Origin of the sequence: Akkermansia sp. GGCC_0220 (genome assembly GCF_017566105.1) — a bacterium.
Lineage (GTDB): Bacteria > Verrucomicrobiota > Verrucomicrobiia > Verrucomicrobiales > Akkermansiaceae > Akkermansia > Akkermansia massiliensis.
In genome coordinates this window covers 88,647-104,521 of record NZ_JABFCI010000004.1, presented here as the reverse complement: position 1 = coordinate 104,521, position 15,875 = coordinate 88,647, and the positions used below count along the sequence as shown (strand labels likewise).

General features: G+C 59.2%; 15 protein-coding genes. 2 read left to right on the top strand and 13 right to left on the bottom strand.

The genetic code is table 11. The annotated features are described in order from the left end of the window. Nucleotides 1-188: 188 nt before the first annotated feature. From HJW02_RS04340 to HJW02_RS04320, 5 genes are all read right to left on the bottom strand, one after another. Nucleotides 189-596, bottom strand: coding sequence for a hypothetical protein (locus HJW02_RS04340; RefSeq protein WP_102721163.1), 408 nt, complete (start codon nucleotides 594-596; stop codon nucleotides 189-191). A 67-nt stretch (nucleotides 597-663) separates the two neighbouring features. Beyond that, nucleotides 664-1,629 (bottom strand): GDSL-type esterase/lipase family protein, encoded by a 966-nt coding sequence (locus tag HJW02_RS04335; RefSeq protein ID WP_102721164.1) that lies wholly within the window; start codon nucleotides 1,627-1,629, stop codon nucleotides 664-666. After that, nucleotides 1,626-2,684: a hypothetical protein gene (locus tag HJW02_RS04330; protein ID WP_102721165.1), complete on the bottom strand. Its 1,059-nt coding sequence runs from the start codon at nucleotides 2,682-2,684 to the stop codon at nucleotides 1,626-1,628. The genes HJW02_RS04335 and HJW02_RS04330 overlap by 4 nt, the downstream gene beginning before the upstream one ends. Further along, a complete protein-coding gene (locus HJW02_RS04325) occupies nucleotides 2,681-3,250 on the bottom strand; it encodes a hypothetical protein (RefSeq protein WP_102721166.1) in 570 nt (189 codons plus the stop codon). Before HJW02_RS04325 ends, HJW02_RS04330 begins: the two co-directional genes overlap by 4 nt. 117 nt (nucleotides 3,251-3,367) lie before the next feature. Beyond that, complete coding sequence (locus tag HJW02_RS04320; protein ID WP_102721167.1) at nucleotides 3,368-4,141, bottom strand: Hsp33 family molecular chaperone HslO; 774 nt, start codon at nucleotides 4,139-4,141, stop codon at nucleotides 3,368-3,370. A 208-nt stretch (nucleotides 4,142-4,349) separates the two neighbouring features. Here HJW02_RS04320 and HJW02_RS04315 point away from each other — a divergent pair, with 208 nt between their 5' ends. Then, on the top strand, nucleotides 4,350-4,853 hold the full coding sequence (locus tag HJW02_RS04315; RefSeq protein ID WP_022397903.1) for a peptidylprolyl isomerase: 504 nt from the start codon (nucleotides 4,350-4,352) through the stop codon (nucleotides 4,851-4,853). An 81-nt stretch (nucleotides 4,854-4,934) separates the two neighbouring features. Further along, nucleotides 4,935-6,929: an ABC-F family ATP-binding cassette domain-containing protein gene (locus tag HJW02_RS04310; RefSeq protein WP_102721168.1), complete on the top strand. Its 1,995-nt coding sequence runs from the start codon at nucleotides 4,935-4,937 to the stop codon at nucleotides 6,927-6,929. A gap of 94 nt (nucleotides 6,930-7,023) precedes the next feature. On the opposite strand, the gene HJW02_RS04305 is transcribed toward HJW02_RS04310, so the two are convergent. From HJW02_RS04305 to HJW02_RS04270, 8 genes are all read right to left on the bottom strand, one after another. After that, nucleotides 7,024-7,674: a PEP-CTERM sorting domain-containing protein gene (locus HJW02_RS04305; RefSeq protein ID WP_180971104.1), complete on the bottom strand. Its 651-nt coding sequence runs from the start codon at nucleotides 7,672-7,674 to the stop codon at nucleotides 7,024-7,026. A gap of 421 nt (nucleotides 7,675-8,095) precedes the next feature. Then, a complete protein-coding gene (locus HJW02_RS04300; protein WP_102728627.1) occupies nucleotides 8,096-9,031 on the bottom strand; it encodes a DMT family transporter in 936 nt (311 codons plus the stop codon). Continuing rightward, a complete protein-coding gene (locus HJW02_RS04295; RefSeq protein WP_102728628.1) occupies nucleotides 9,028-9,372 on the bottom strand; it encodes a cupin domain-containing protein in 345 nt (114 codons plus the stop codon). Before HJW02_RS04295 ends, HJW02_RS04300 begins: the two co-directional genes overlap by 4 nt. A 5-nt stretch (nucleotides 9,373-9,377) precedes the next feature. Further along, on the bottom strand, nucleotides 9,378-10,793 hold the full coding sequence (cysS, locus tag HJW02_RS04290) for a cysteine--tRNA ligase (protein ID WP_102721172.1): 1,416 nt from the start codon (nucleotides 10,791-10,793) through the stop codon (nucleotides 9,378-9,380). Between the two features lie 121 nt (nucleotides 10,794-10,914). Beyond that, a complete protein-coding gene (locus HJW02_RS04285; protein ID WP_102727658.1) occupies nucleotides 10,915-12,471 on the bottom strand; it encodes a beta-N-acetylhexosaminidase in 1,557 nt (518 codons plus the stop codon). Nucleotides 12,472-12,585: 114 nt separating this feature from the next. Next, on the bottom strand, nucleotides 12,586-14,331 hold the full coding sequence (locus HJW02_RS04280; RefSeq protein WP_102749284.1) for a sulfatase: 1,746 nt from the start codon (nucleotides 14,329-14,331) through the stop codon (nucleotides 12,586-12,588). Between the two features lie 231 nt (nucleotides 14,332-14,562). Further along, complete coding sequence (locus HJW02_RS04275) at nucleotides 14,563-15,546, bottom strand: thioredoxin family protein (RefSeq protein ID WP_022197460.1); 984 nt, start codon at nucleotides 15,544-15,546, stop codon at nucleotides 14,563-14,565. 65 nt (nucleotides 15,547-15,611) lie between these two features. Next, complete coding sequence (locus HJW02_RS04270) at nucleotides 15,612-15,791, bottom strand: hypothetical protein (RefSeq protein ID WP_102747550.1); 180 nt, start codon at nucleotides 15,789-15,791, stop codon at nucleotides 15,612-15,614. Between the last annotated feature and the right edge of the window lie 84 nt (nucleotides 15,792-15,875).

The following is a 15,875-nucleotide window of genomic DNA, read 5'->3' as shown; positions in this document are numbered from 1 at the left end:
AGGCTTTATAACAGTGGGGGCCGGGGCAACGCGGCGTTCCTACGGTTCCGGTGTCCGGTGTTCCCGTTTGCGGAGAAAACCGGTTTTCAGGAAGGCGGATTCGGGACGGGGAGGAAAGAAATCCGGTTTGCCCGGCGAAGAGTTTCCGCTCCCTGGGCCGGGAACGAAGAATGCTTCCGTTTCCAGAGTTACAGAAGGAGGTCCTGGATGTTGTCCGAGGAGATGACGCCCGTTTCCGTGGAGGACAGCACGCAGAGAGCGTCCACCAGGTTTTCCTGGCCCAGAGCCAGACCGGCTTCTTCCACCAGCACATCGTCAATGTTCAGGGTGGCGATGGAGAGGGGGGGCGTTTGCGGAGCAGAGGGTTCCATCAGGGCTGCAATGCCGATGACGGCAGCCACCAGGGCCGCCGCCGCGGCGCCCCAGATGCGGAAGGAGTTCCGCTTGAAGTGGTGGATGGATTCCGCCGGAACGGCGGTGGCGTGTTCTTCCCCGGCAATACGCATCATGACCCTGCGGGCAAAATCATCCCCCGGCGCAGGCTGGGAGGCATGGCCCAGAATCTGCCAGAGTTTTGTATCGTCCTGTTCGTTCATTGTGGTGTTTCTGCTGAGGTTTCCATGAATAAAAACACCGGAAAGCGGGTCCGGTTTCTTGGCGGCGTCATTTTTTCCGTTCCGCCGCCTGCCTGATGACGGGGGCCAGCACGGCGGCGATGCGCTCATAGCCGGCCGCGGAGGGATGCAGCCCGTCGCTGGAGAGTTTTTCCGGAACGTGTCCTGCGGCGTTCGCCATGACGCGTCCCGGTTCCGTGTACAGGAAGCCCTGTTCTGCGGCCAGACGGTTCAGGAGGAGATTGATGGCGGCAATGCGTTCCGCGGTATCTTTACGGGCGCTGTTGCGCGGGTAGAAGCCCTGGAGGATGATGACGGCCTTTTTCAGCCTTCCGGTAATTTCCCCGCAGACGGCGCGGATGCCCTGGAGTATTTCCCCGTCCGTGTTTTCCGCGAGGTTGTTCGTGCCGAGGAGCACCACGCAGACGGCATCGTCCGCCGCTCCGTCCAGTTCGCCGTGGCGGAGCCGCCACAGGGCGTTTTCCACCCGGTCATAGCCGAAGCCCAGATTGACCGCCCTCATTCCCTCCGTGCACAGGCTCCAGGTTTCCGGAGATTTCTGGAGGATGTCCCGGTGCGGTTCGTCCACGGGAGGCCCTCCCCAGAAATGCGTGATGGAGTCTCCGATGAAGAGGAGGTCCGGATGCGTTTTCCTCACCGCGCGGCAAGCGGCTTCGTGCCGGGCCGCCCAGTCGTAAATCATGAAGTCCCTGTTCTGGGTGCAGGGAATCAGCGTGGAAGGAACGGGCTGGGCGGGAGGAGCTCCGGGCATGATGAAGGTTTCCGGGGCCGTCAGCCCGCGCTTCCCGTGGAACAGGCGGAAGCGGATGCGCGTGCCGGGCGGGGCCTGCACCGGAGCCAGGTAGCGGCCCTGCGTGCAGAGCATGCGGGGGGAAGTCGCATTAACGTCCATCCGGATGACGGCTCCCGCAGGGGCGTTCACCATGGTGAGTTCCAGTTCTCCCGCGCCGTTCAGGGCGGCGCGGATGCCGGGGGTTGGAGATGGTTCTGTCATGAGACGTCGCGCATGTGCTGGCGCATCTGCCTGCGGCCGATGGAGTCCGGTCCACGGCCGTCCTGCATGCAGTAGTTTACGGGACGGCTCTGGGAGGCGCCGTGCGGAGCGCCCAGGCGCTTGTCCGGTTCCGACGGCAGCAGACGCACCACTCTTTTGTTTTTCCAGACCAGCCAGAGCGCCACTACGGCCACCAGTGCGGAGGCGTGCAGGATGATGCCGGCTACATTGGCCAGGGCAAAGGACATCCAGGCCTTCATCATGGCGTGCAGATGGGATTCACGCGCTTCCTCCGGCTCCTGGATGGTGATGTTGGCTTCCGGGATGCTGGCGGGGTTGTCCGGGTCCAGCGCGGGCAGGGAAGGCTTGGGGGCGGAGGCCATGTCCGCCTCTGTCCTCCGCGCCAGGGAAATCATGGCTTCAACAAGCTCGTCCTGCGGGTTGGTGAACCGGGAGGCGTCCTGCTTCACCTGGTACAGGAGGTCCCGCCGCCCCGCATCCCCGAGCTGGGCGCTCAACTCCGGATCCAGCGCGATCTGGGCGCTTTTAATGTCCCCCATGTGGAAGTGGAGGAGCAGGTTCCGTTCCTTGTTTTTGAATATCTGGCGGGCGATTGTGGGGGCGTTGACGGAAGGGGGGACTTTCTGCCCGGCCGCGAAGATGCTGACGAACAGGTTGACGTTGTAACGGGATTTGATGAGCTTGATGAGTTCAATGACGTCATTGCTCTCCACTTCCGTGAGAAGCTTCTGGGGGTCGATCAGGCCCGTGGAGGTGCGGATGTAGTCCGGAAGGAAGTATTCGTTGACGTCCGTGAAATCCTCCGGAACAGGGTCCACAGCGGGGGAGTCTGCATTGGCGGAGGGTTCCGGGACGGAGGCGGAAGGGGCCACAGCCGCATCCACAGGGGGCAGAAGGGGTGCGTTGGCTTCCCACCAGGTGCCCTTCATCAGGGATTGCTGGTCACGGGCGTTCCATTTAAGGGCGGGGAATTCCTGCGCCGGGGCCACGCACATGGCCGCCGCCAGCATGAAGGGGAACAGCAGGAATCTCATAGGCCGCCTCCTTTCCGGTTTGCGGGGGGAGGGGGCGTCAACCCGTAGCGCATGGGGTGCCTGACCTTGGAGCGCGCCTTCCGGGCCACGAGCTGGACGGCGTCTTTCATGATGGAGCCCACGGCCTGGAGCAGCATGCTTTCCCGCAGGGGGATGCGGGCCTTCATGATGGATTTGTTGATCAGGTCCGGCTCTACGTAGGGATCCAGTTCATACCCCCACATGAAGCAGGCCGTGTCCGTCCGCACGTCCAGTACCAGAATCAGGAGCCACTGGGGGTCCAGCGGGCCCTGGTGGCTGGGGAAGCCGGCTTCGTCCACCGTCAGGTGGTTCATCATCCAGAAGCTGTGGGGAATGAGGGAAAAGGGCTCCAGGATGTTGGGGAAATAGACGGAAAGGAGGACGGGGGGAATGCGGCGCTCCAGTTTTTCCAGCAGGGCGTTCAGCTTTACGCGGTCCTGCTGCCGCAGGGCGCCGGCGTTGTCGCATACGCGGCGGTAGGGGATGGAGTCCCTGCCGTATTTCTTGTCCAGGTTTTCCAGGGAAAAGCCGCAGTGAGGGCACAATGATTCCGCCCCGCGGTGGAAATTATGTAAACACTTCGGACAAGTCGGCACGGGGAAAGTTTAAGCACGAAATTCGCTACCGAAAAGGCTAATTGTCAGAAAGAAATCATGTATGTCTCAATCTTCCAGATTTTCTTTCGTCACACGGTAAATGGCGGCGCACCTGGGGCAGGTGACTTCCAGCGCCTCTTCCCCCTGGAACAGGTCTTCCTCTCTTTCCTGAAGCGCCTTGAGCGTCGGCAGGATGCGGTCCAGCGTGCAGCCGCAGTAAAAGCGGAACCGGCGCGTTTCCAGCACTCGGGTATCTTCATCCTCTTCCAGATGGGCCATTTTTTCCCGGGTTAGGGAATTCAGCCATTCTTCATCCGCGTCCGGCTGGGCCGTCACCATGGTGTAGCATTCATCCGGCAGTTCAATGCAGCGTGCGTTTCTCTGTTCGCTCTGCTTGTAGAATTCCTCCACCCACCGGGCGGGGGAGGTTCCCGGAATGGGGACGACGGAGTACCGCGGTTCAAAGCCCTTGCGGAGCAGGGTGGAGTACAGCGTGTTTTCCTCAGGCTCCTTGATGTCCTGCGTGAAGATGCGCCCCACTACGGATTCCGTCAGGGAGGAGCCCGTAACGAACAGGTTGGCTACGGCGGGCGTTCTGAGGTTGACCGTCCAGGCGTGCTGTTCCGCCCAGGGCCGCGCGACCATGTAGAGGGTGAAGTAGGCCATCAGCTCTTTCAGCAGGCTGTCGTAGGGTTCCTCGTTACGCAGGCCGTACTGCATGAGATGAAGGTAGTAGTCCGTGAACAGGGGAGAGAATTTCGCCTTCAGCGCCAGGCAGTTGCGCCCACGGACAAAGATGGATTCAACCGTAACGAATTCTTCTACCAATTCTTCGCTCATATCATTCAAATTCGGCCCTTTCCGGTAGAAAATCAACCGTTCCTCCTGTCATTAGGGCCCGTCATGACAGGTAGGCGCCGCGGGGGCGGCCTCCTTGCCCGGCATGGAAAAGGAGGAAAAGAGGCTGGCGGAGAAATGAGGGCGCAGGCCCGGCGGCAGCACGCAATACAGTCTTTACCATGCCTTTCCGCGCGTTTAACATGCACCCATGGCAACTGACAAGAATATCACCATCCACACTTCCAAGGGCGACATCAAGCTGACGGTATTCGCTTCCAAGACGCCCGTGACGGCGGCTTCCTTTCTGAACCTGGCTTCCAGGGGCTTCTATGACGGCCTCAAGTTCCATCGCGTGATTCCGAATTTCATGATCCAGGGCGGCGATCCCACCGGCACGGGCATGGGAGGCCCCGGCTACCGTTTTGAGGACGAGTGCCGCCCGGACCTCAAGCATGACGGCCCCGGCGTGCTTTCCATGGCGAACGCGGGACCCGGCACCAACGGTTCCCAGTTCTTCATCACGCATGTACCTACCGACTGGCTGAACGGCAAGCACACCGTCTTCGGCAAGGTGACGGAAGGCCAGGACGTGGTGGATTCCATCGGGCAGGGGGATACCATTTCCGGTATCACGATTGAAGATGGCGCGGACGATCTGTTCACGGAGCAGGCCGACCGCATCGCCGCGTGGAACAAGGTTCTGGACAAATAAGCTTATCCGGCTTTTCCTGGCGGCGGAACAGGCGATGCAACGCCGCGTTCCGCCGCCTTCCTCTCTCTACTCATTCGGTACATGGTTCTGGCCGTTCAAAATCTGCGCGTGCAGTACGGCGCGCGCGTCCTGTTCAATGATCTTTCCTTCACGGTGGAGGATGGGGAAAGAATTGCCCTGGCGGGGCATAACGGCGCGGGCAAGTCCACGCTGATGAAGTGCATGGCCGGCCTGAATGAGCCGGATTCCGGCTCCATCATCAAGTCCAGGCACTCCCAGGTGGGCTATCTGCCCCAGGAGGGCATCCATGTCCGCGGGCGCAGGCTGATTGACGAGGCCATGTCCGCCTTTGCGGACCTGATGGACCTCCAGGAGCGCATTGACGCCCTGACGCAGGAGATGGAGAAACTGGACCCCCGTTCCGCCGCCTATTCCGAAGTGCTCAACGAGATCGGGGAACTGGAGCTGGTGCTGCACGCCCATGATTCCGCCCGGCTGCGCCCCCGCACGGAGTCCATCCTGCGCGGCCTGGGGTTCAAGGACCGGGACTTTGACCGGGACTGCGGGGAATTTTCCGGCGGCTGGCAGATGCGCATTGCGCTGGCCAAGCTGCTGCTCCGGGAACCGGAAGTGCTGCTGCTGGACGAACCCACGAACCACCTGGACATTCAGTCCCAGCGGTGGATGGAACAGTACCTGCGCACCTACCGGGGGGCCATCATCCTCATTTCCCACGACGTCGCGCTGCTGGATTCCCTGGTTTCCCGAACGATTGCCTTTTACCACGGGCGCGCGGAGGAGTACGCGGGCAATTTTTCCTATTTCCTGAAGGAAAGCGTGCTGCGGAAGGAGATTCTGCTGCGCCAGAAAAAGGCCCAGGAACGGGAAATCGCCAAGACGAAGGAGTTCATCGACCGGTTCCGCTACAAGGCTACCAAGGCCTCCCTGGTGCAGTCCCGCATCAAGCAGTTGGAGAAGGTGGAGCTGATTGAGGTGGAGGAGGATGACGCCGTGATGAATTTTCATTTTCCCACCCCGCCTGCCGGCGCGCATTCCGTGGTCAGGCTGGAAAAGGTTTCCAAGCGGTACGGCTCCATTTCCGTCTTTGAGGATGTGGATTTTGAAATCGTGAAGGGGGACCGCATCGCCATTGTGGGGGTGAACGGAGCGGGAAAGTCCACGTTTTCCCGCCTCATTTCCGGCGGGGAGGAGCCCAGCTCCGGGAGCGTGACGATGGGGCGCCATACGCAGATCGCTTTTTTCTCCCAGACGCATGCCGATGACCTGGACCCGGAAAAGACCGTCCTGGAATGCGTGGAGGGGGCCGCTACGCGGGAATCCGCGCCCATGGTGCGGAACCTGCTGGGCTGCTTCCTGTTCCGGGGGGACGACGTGCACAAGCGCGTGGGCGTGCTCTCCGGGGGGGAACGCTCCCGCGTGGCGCTGGTGTGCATGCTGCTGCATCCGGCCAATTTCCTGATTCTGGACGAGCCGACGAACCACCTGGACATCCAGTCCCAGCAGGTGCTTCAGCAGGCGCTGTCCGAATATCCGGGTTCCTACTGCATCGTTTCCCACAACCGCAGCTTCCTGGACCCCATTGTGACGAAGGTGCTGGAATTCGTGCCGGGAGAGAAACCGCGCGTTTACATAGGCAACGTTTCCGATTATCTGGAGAAGGTGGAGCGGGACCAGGCCCTGGCTTCCTCCGCTGCGTCTGCCGTCTCCGGAGCGGCTGACCCGGGAGCCGGGGCGGACCGCAAGGCGCGCAGACGCATGGAGGCGGAAATCCGCCAGAAAAAGGCGCGCCTGCTCCGTCCCCTCCAGGAAAAACTGGAACAGTTGGAAGCGGAGATAGCGCGTCTGGAAACGGAAAAGACGGAGATCACCTCCCAGTTGGAACGTCCGGAGGTGGCGGCTGATACGGAGGCCGTCATGGAGCTCACCACCCGGTTCCAGCAGGCGGACCGCCAGTTGGAAACCTGTTTTACGCAGTGGGCCGATCTTTCAGAAAAGATTGAAGAGACGGAAGCCCGTATTGAAGAAGAGGCGGAAAGAAACGTTTCCGGAAATTGAGCGGATTTTTATTTAAAAAAACAGGACCGTTTCCCGGTGGGGGACGGTCCTGTTTTAGTAAAGGAATAAAGCAGAGATTAAATGATGCTCCCGCTTATACGCGGCGGCGCAGGAGCAGGGCGGCCAGTCCGAGCAGTCCGAGGGAGGCTGTGGCCGGTTCCGGCACTGCGTCCCCGTGGAGGGCCAGTTGGGAAAGCCCCAGGAAGGTGCCCCCGGTGTTGGGTGCCTTGGCGTTCACGGTGAGGGTAAAGGTTTCTCCCGCCTTGACCGTGACCGGGGTATTGAAGGAGGCTTGCTGGATGTCCGCTGTCGGCGTGCCGTTCTTGTCGGCCTGGACGCGTTCGAAGCTCAGATCAGCCGTGGCGGAGGAATCTCCGGCGGCCAGCGTGACGGTAGCGGTTCCCGTTTTGGAATCCGTGTTTCCGTGCCGTGTTCCGGTACCGGTGACGAATTGGAAGCCCAGGTTCAGGGAAGAGATGATGATGTCCTGCGTAGCCGTGAAGGAAAAGGTGACGGTCCATCCGGCGTTGTTATTCTGCATTTGGACATTGGGGACAAGGAGGTCCGCGGCCAAATTGCCGGAAAGGGATGTGGAAGGATTGGTGAGCGAGACGGAAGCGCCGTCCAGAAAGTCACTGTCCACATTGATGGCGGTCTGGCGGAACTGGGTTTCATACAATGTCGTTGCCGCTTGTACGCCGGAAATGCACAGTAAAAAAGCTGGGATGGAAAGAAGCTTTTTCATGCGCGCCATACTAGCGGATTAGATATCCGGTAACGGAGAAGGGAAAATGGAAGTGAATGATGGAACACATCCTCAATGATTCATGAATACGGAACTTCATTGCATCTTGAACGTATTTCTGATTATTCCCCTTTTCCCGCGGTGAAACTCGTTTTTTTTCAAAAAATTTTGTTGTCTGCGGATATCTAATCCGCTAACAGACATCCTGCCACGGTATAATAGAATGAATGTTTGCCTGAAACGGAAGATAACAGGCGCATGGCATGCCTGTTATCCTGGCGAATGAATCAGAAGCATGAAAAAGAACAACCATGCTCTGGGGGCGGAAAGCGTTGCAACGCCGGAGGCATTCCGTCCGGGAATATTCGCCAGCCGTTTTTCTTCCTGGAAAAAACAGCATGATTCCGGAAAGCAGGGGGAATCAGCCTTTTTGCAGAACGGGCTTTTCTCCCTTTTCTCTGACGCTCTTCCGCGTTTTTTTCCTGTACTCGGAAATCGTGACGCCGCAGAGGGTCAGGAGAATCCCCGTCAGGGATATCCAGGTCAGGCGTTCCCCCAGGATGATGGCGGAGGCCACTACGGCCACGACCGGAACCATGTAAATGTACACGCTGGATTTGACGGCTCCCAGGATTTCCACCACGCGGTTCCAGGAGAGGAAGCACAGGGCGGAGGCAAACAGGCCCAGGTACAGCAGATTGAGGGCGTTGACGGGCTTCACCATCAGATGCCAGTCCATGTTCACCGGAAGGACGAACAGGGCCGGAATCATCAGCACGATGCCGTAAAAGAAGATGCGGCGCGTGCAGATGATCATGTTGGACGTGTTGACGCCGATTTTTTTCATCAGGATGGAATAGACCGCCCAGACGAAGGCCGCGCCCAGAGCCAGCACGTCCCCCGCCGGGTTCAGTTCCAGCACGAAGGCGCCGTTCGCCATGATGAGGAAGATGCCTGTGAAGGCGGCGGCGAAGCCCAGGAAGAAGCGGCGGGAGAAGCCCTCCCCTTTCAGCAGGAAGTGGGCCAGAAGAGCCGTGAAGAAAGGCACCACGGCCACGATGATGCCCACATTGGAGGCGAAGGTGTACGTCAGGGCGATGTTTTCCAGCAGGAAGTACAGGGTGACGCCGGTGAGGCCCGCTCCCGCGAACAGGAGTTCCTTTTTCCAGCCGGAGAGCGGAAGCAGGCGCGGCTTCAGGCACCAGAGGAAAGCGTACCCGATCACGAAGCGGGTGAAGAGCACCGTGACGGGGGTAAAGTCCCGGAGAAGCACCTTGGTGGACACGAAGGTGGTCCCCCAGATCAGGATGGTCATCAGGGCGGCGGCATGGCCCAGCGTGCGTTGGCGGGAGTTCATCGGGTTGTAGGTAGTTGGGGGGCGCGGGCGGCTTCCAGCGTAAGGCCTACGATTTCCGCCGGTTCCGCGCTCCTGTTCCAGACGGCATGACGGCCGCCGCCGGGCACGAGCAGGGATTCATGCTCACGGACCGTTTTTTCCTCTTCGTCAAGCAGGATAACGACCGTTCCGCGGGTGACAATGAATAAATGGGCGTGGGCGTGGCGGTGCGGGGAAAGAGGGCCGCCGCCTCCGGGTTCCATGTTGGCGAAGGCTCCGTCCTTCAGGGTTCCCTGCGCATCCGTGAACAGGCTCCTGGCCGTGAAGCCCGTGTGGTTGGGGATAGGGGAGAAAGCGTCCATGCCGTTCAGTTGCGCGCCAGGTCGTATCCGTCCTTGCGGTCCTTGATGGTCCAGCCCAGCGCCGTTACTTCCGCCCGCAGGCGGTCGGCTTCCGCCCAGTCCCGGTTCTGCCTGGCCTGCCAGCGCTGTTCCGCCAGGGTGCGCACGTTCTCCGGCGCTTCCGCCTGTTCCTCTTCCGGCAGAAGAATGCCGAAAGCGGCCAGAATGAAGTGGAAGGCGTTCCGCATGCGGCGCGCTTCCTCCGGAGTCAGGGAGGGAACATCCGCCTTCCTGATGGCGCTGAAGACGTGGCCCAGGGCTTCCGGAGTGTTCAGGTCATCATTCAGGCTGTCCCAGGCCGGCTGGAAGATGCCCGGTTCCGGGGGGGCGGCGCAGAATTCCTCATAGGACGGAACGGAGTCCGTTCCGGAGGCGTTCCGGAGCTGCGCGTCGAATTTGGACAGGCGGTTCAGCGCGGCTTTGGCGTCCTCCAGGGAGGAAAGGGTGAAGTTCAGCGGGCGGCGGTAATAGCCCCCTGCCAGCACGTACCGGACGGCTGACGGCTTGTGGCCCAATTTATCCAGGTCCGCCAGGGTGTACATGTTGCCCAGGGATTTGGACATCTTGCCGCCGTCCACCAGCAGGTGCGTGATATGGAACCACAGGCGCGCAAAACCGCCGCCGCAGGCGCAGCGGGACTGGGCAACCTCGTTTTCATGGTGCGGGAACACCAGGTCCACGCCGCCGGAGTGGAGATCGAAGTCATTGCCGAAGTATTTGTGGATCATGGCGGAGCATTCCAGGTGCCAGCCGGGGCGGCCTTCCCCCCAGGGGGAGGGCCAGAAATTGTCCCCGTCTTCAGGGCGGCGGCTTTTCCACAGGACGAAGTCCGCCACGGAGTCCTTTTCATATTCATCCGCGTTGGACCGGGCATTGGCGGTTTTGCCCAGATCCAGTTCCCGTTCATCCAGGTGGGAAAGCTTTCCGTATTCCGGGAAGGAGGAGATCCTGAAGTACACGGAACCGTCTTCAGAGACATAGGCATGGCCTTTTTCCACCAGAGCCTGGACCATCCGTATCTGTTCGGGAATGTGGCCTACGGCGGAGGGTTCCACGTGGGGTGGAAGGCAGTTGAGGGCGGTGCAGTCCCGGTGGAACAGGTCCGCCCAGCCGGCGGTGAATTCCGCCAGGGATACTCCGGCTTTTTGGGAATCCCGGATGGTCTTGTCATCCACGTCCGTCAGGTTGCGGACGTGCATGGTGGGGGTTCCGCCCAGCTCCAGAACGCGGCGGAAAATATCCTGCATCACGAAGGTCCGGAAGTTGCCGATGTGGGCGGGGCCGTACACCGTGGGTCCGCAGCAGTAGAAACGCAGCGTTTTTCCGTCCATGGGGGAAATGTCCTGTGCCGTTCTGGTGCGGGTATCGTAAAGGTGTAACATGGCGGAACGATTAGAAGGGAAGAGGGCCCTCCGGTCAAGCGGGAAAAGAAGGCCGGGGACCTGCGGCTGCGCGCGTCCCCGGCCTTGAAGGAATCAGATGGTGGCGAGAGGCTGGAAAAGGTTATTTGCCCGCGTCCTGCTGGCCCTTCTTATAGTTCGCGTTGATGCGGTCTATTTCTTCCTGGGTGATGGAGGATTCCCGGTAGGGCTTGTTTTCCACCGTGCGTTCCAGGGTGTAGCCGAAGCGCTTCTGGAAGCGCTTCTTATGGGTTTCCATCTTCTTTTCAAAGTCTTCCAGGCTGGGGCGGTCCTTATGGCTGCCCCAAGCGGTTTCAGAGACCGCCATGGCGCGCGGATAGGTCATGTACATCAGCAGTTCCCCGGAGGGAATCCATTCCGCCCACATGCAGAGGTTGATGCCCTTGATGTGCTTGACGTCGTTCTTGTCACGCCCGTTGCGGGGGTCGAAGTTGTAGCAGTCTTTCAGCAGGATGGGGCCGCCGCCGGGCCGGGCGCGCACGTCGTCCGCCGGGAATTTCATCTGGGTGCGGGCCAGGTAGTACTTGTACTGGGGAGTGACGATGAGGTCGATGCCCTGTTCCTTCGTCTTGTCAATGCAGCGGGGGAATTCTCCCGGCAGCCAGGACATGACGGTTTCCCCCTTGTGGTAGTAGCCTTTGTTGATGTCGTACCACAGGATGGGCTTTTTCTTGTTCTTGGCAAGCATGGCTCCAAGGCTCTTCGTGAAGTCGCTCATCTGGGCTTCCACGTCGTCCCCCTGGCCCTTCTTGGCGCGCGCGGCCTGGCAGTCCGGGCACTTCTTCCAGTCGCCCATGGGGCATTCGTCCCCGCCGATGTGGACGTACGAGAAGGGGAATATCTGGTTGACGGTGTCAAAGGTGTCCTTGAGGAATTTCTTGGTGCCCGGTTTCTGCGGGCAGATCAGCTTGGAGGAAACGCCGCCGTGCGTCCATACCTGGGCCCGCTTGGTGTTGCAGCAGAATTCGGGGTAGGATGCGGCCAGGGCCATGTTGTGGCCCGGCATTTCCACTTCCGGCAGCACCTGGATGCCGCGCGCCTTGCAGTAGGCCACCAGGTCCTGGAGTTCCTTCTTGGAGTACATGCCTTCATTGGCCAGCAGGGAGTTGTTCTGGCCTTCCGGAGCGGAAGGGCGGACCGCTCCAATCGTGCGGAGCTTGTCGTAGCCCGGCACGGGGAGGCGCCAGCCCTGGTCTTCCGTCAGGTGGAGGTGCAGGACGTTGTACTTGTAGTAGTGCATGGCGTCCACGAAGTTGTAGAGCTCCTTCATCGGGTAGTGGTAGCGGCCCACGTCCACCATCATGCCGCGCCAGCCAAAGTCCGGGGAGTCCTGGATGCTGCCGCAGGGGAGGCCCTCCGGCGTGTCCGAGAGCTGGTCCTGAAGCTGGAGAAGGGTAGCCATGGCCATGGCTTTCCCGTTGGGCGTGCTGTAGCGGAGCTCCACGCCGCCGGGCGTCAGCTTCATGGTGTAGCCCTCGTTTCCCAGCCCGGCGACCTTCTGTTCGTTCAGGATTTTGAGGTTTTTGGTGGTGCCGGAGGCCGCCGTCACTTTGACGGGTTCCGGAATGATGTTGTAGGGATTGGTTCCGGCCCAGCAGAGGGAGCCCAGGAACGCGGCCGCTAGCATTAATGCTTTCATGTGATGATGTTTGGTGATGGTTGTTGTTTGGGAGGATGTACGGATTCCGTTCCGCCGCCGTCCGGGTTGGACCCGGAAAGCGTTCTTTCAAAAGGAACCGGGGCGTGGAAGTTCTCAGTCTTTGGCGGGTGCGCAGTCCCACTGCGGCTTGACGGCCAGCTTGCCCGTGGCTCCCGGGAAGCCTTCCGGCACCTGGCAGTCCTTGCGGAGCTTGCCGTACAGTTCCTTCAGCTCCTTCACGGTTTCCGCATATTCCGGCTTGTTGATGACGTTGTGCATTTGGGCCGGGTCCTTCTGGTTGTCAAAAAGCATCCATTCGTCGCTGGTCCAGATATAGGACAGCGTGTAGCGGTCCGTGCGCAGGCCGTCATGGCGCGGAGCGTTGTGTTCACCCGGATTTTCGTAAAAAGCGTAGTAAAGAGAACGGTTTTTGAAATCCTGATGTTCTCCGGTCTTGAACAGGGGAGTGAGGCTGCGGCCCTGGAAGGTATTCATATTTTCCTTGGTATTTACCCCGGCTACGTCGCAGAAAGTGGGAGCATAATCCAGTTCCTGCACCATGGCGGAGGAGCGCACGCCCGGCCTGATGTGGCCCGGCCATCTCATGATGAGGGGCATGCGGAAGGATTCTTCAAAAATCCAGCGCTTGTCGTACAGGCCGTGTTCGCCCATGTAGAATCCCTGGTCTCCGCAGTAGAGCACCAGCGTATTCCTGTCCAGGCCGTTCTGTTTCAGATAGTCCATGATCTGGCCGACGCTTTCGTCCACGGAAAGAACGGTGCCCAGATAGTCTTCCATATAATGGCGCCAGCGGCGCAGCAAAATGTCGCGCTGCGTTTTGATTTTCCCGTTTTTAATATCTTTGACAAGCTGTACAGTACGGGCCTTGTGATAGTTGTACCAGGCTTCCTTCTGCTGCGGGTCCATGCGCACCCATTCCGGCATTTCCCAGTCATACTGAGTATGCAGGGTCTTGGATTCCGGGCAGGAAAGCATTTTCTGGATGTCTTCCGGGACCACCTCCTTGATCAGGTGCTCGTCAGACCATACGTTGAAATGGTTGAGCAGGGTTTGTTCCGTCATTTTCAGGAATTCCGGGCGGTCTGCAAAATCGTCTTCCAGATTGGCGGGCGGGTCAATGGCGTCCGCATACTGTTTGGCGCGGCCCAGATTCTGAATGGAGGGGCACCAGCAACGGTGGGGTGCCTTGTGGCCCACGACGAGCATGAAGGGTTTGTCCTTGTCCCTCTGGTCCAGCCATTTGAGGCTTTTTTGCGTGACCAGTTCCGTGGCATAGCCGGGTTCCGTTTTCACCACGCGTTTGCCGTCCTTGCCGGGAGTGATGAAATCCGGATTGAAATAGTTGCCCTGGCCGGGGAAAATTTCCCAGTAATCGAATCCGGTGGGGTCGGATTCATATTTGGACGTATCTCCCTTGGCGCCCGGCGGAATGGCTTCCAGGTGCCACTTGCCGACAATGGCTGTCTGGTAACCGGCCTTTTGGAGCATTTTCGGGAAAGTGGGCTGGGAACCGTCAAAGGGAGCCGCATGTTCGTTGAAGAGGTACCCGTTCATATGGGAGTGGCGGCCAGTGTAAATACAAGCCCGCGAAGGTCCGCACAGGGAGTTGGCGCAGTAGCTCCGGTCAAAGACCATGCCTTCGTCCGCCAGTTTGCGGAAGTTTGGATAAGGCATGGGAGAATCCTTTTCACAGGTGCCCAGGGTCTGGTAGGAATGGTCGTCGGTGACAATGACCACGATGTTGGGGCGCTGGTCCGGCGTCTGCTTTTGAGGCTGGTCCGCGGAAGCGGACAGGGGACAGGCCGCAAGCATCAGGGCGATGGCGGCATGACGGTTCATTGTTAAAATCATGAATTAAACAGGCAATGGTTGGAGAGGGGGAAGCGGCGGAATTTGTCCGCAAGGGCATTCCTGCCGGTACGGAAAAGACCACATCCCCGAAAGAAAAAATGCTGGAAGAGAGTTTTAGGAAAAATAAAACATCAGTTTCATATTTCAATACAAAAATGGGGATGGAGCGGAAGCCCATGAATAAACCGTTCCGCAGCCGGACGGCAGGGGAAAAGCCGTTCAGGTGCCACGTGGGCCGGAGCGCTTGTTCCGACCGTTGTTTTCATGGGATTCTTTCTGTTCCAGGAGCCATGTTCTGTCTTCAAGGCTGAGCCTTTTCAGGGATGTTCTGCTCTGGTGTCCGTCCAGCTCCTGAAGCCAGAGGGTCTGGGTCTTTTCCGAATAACGGGAAAGCTTGGCGAAGACGGTATTTCCGTTGACTCCTGTCCAGACCCGGTAGCCTTTGGGAATCAGCGTTTTTTTAAACTCTTCATATTGTTGCTTCGCCAGTTTGACGCTGTTCTTGATCTGGTCAAAGTAAAGGGCGTTTTGTCCGGTGTAGTAACCGCGCAGCGTATCCACTTTGGAGCCGTCCGGAGACATGACCAGAAGCACGGGCGTTCCTCTCACGCCAAACAGGGAGGGAGCCTTTTTCACATACTCCAGCATCTTCTGGCGCTTCCTGTAAACAGGTTCGCTTTCAAATTTTTCCGCCTGGTCGTAACAGACGCGGACGACATTCTTTTTTGCCCAGTCTTCAAATTCCTTCGTATGGAGAAGTTCGGTTCCAAGTTTTTTGCTGGGAGGGCTGCCCACGGAATGGTGGAACCAGATGAGAATGGGTTTTCCGGAACTCTGGGCTTCCCGGAGGGCGGTGGGATAGCTTTGAATCCAGCGTTCGTTTTCCTTACGCTGGGCGAAAGCCTCTTCCAGCCCGGGGATGGGGGCGTCCGGGTCATGAGCGTCCGTGTAATAGATGGCCCCACTGTCTGCCTTGGTCATTTCCTCCTGTGTGGTGGCGGTAAGATGGGTGGCCTGTTGCTGATTCGGAGTAGTGCTCAACAGCCCCGTCGGAACATTGGCGATGGAATTGGCCTTATTGTCCTGCATGTATTCCGAAAGGCTTTTTTTTACCTTCGGTTCTTCCTGTTCCGGAGAGGTCCCTACGCAGGAGCAGAGGGCGGCGGAAGCAAGAAAGAGCATGGACAGCCTTGGCAGACTCATGACTGACCTGATAGCATAACAGGAAAAAATGCGCAACCGGGAATTGTTCAACGACTGCGGCGGTTTCAGTGTTTCTTGGCGTCCTGTTCCTTCTGCTTCCGGTTCCGTATGGCGATAATTTGCTGACGGCGTGTTACCACGCGCGTGACGTCTCCGGTTGTTTTGCCGTCAAAAAGAAAGATCTGCTCGTAAATACCCATCCTGACCTCATCCTCCCCGCTGGCAGGGGCATGAATGCTCGCCAAAACACAGGCCGAGAGAACCCCGGGAAAACAGTCTCTCCATGTTCAAACGGAGAACTGATATAAAACCGGGAGGAAGAGGGAAAG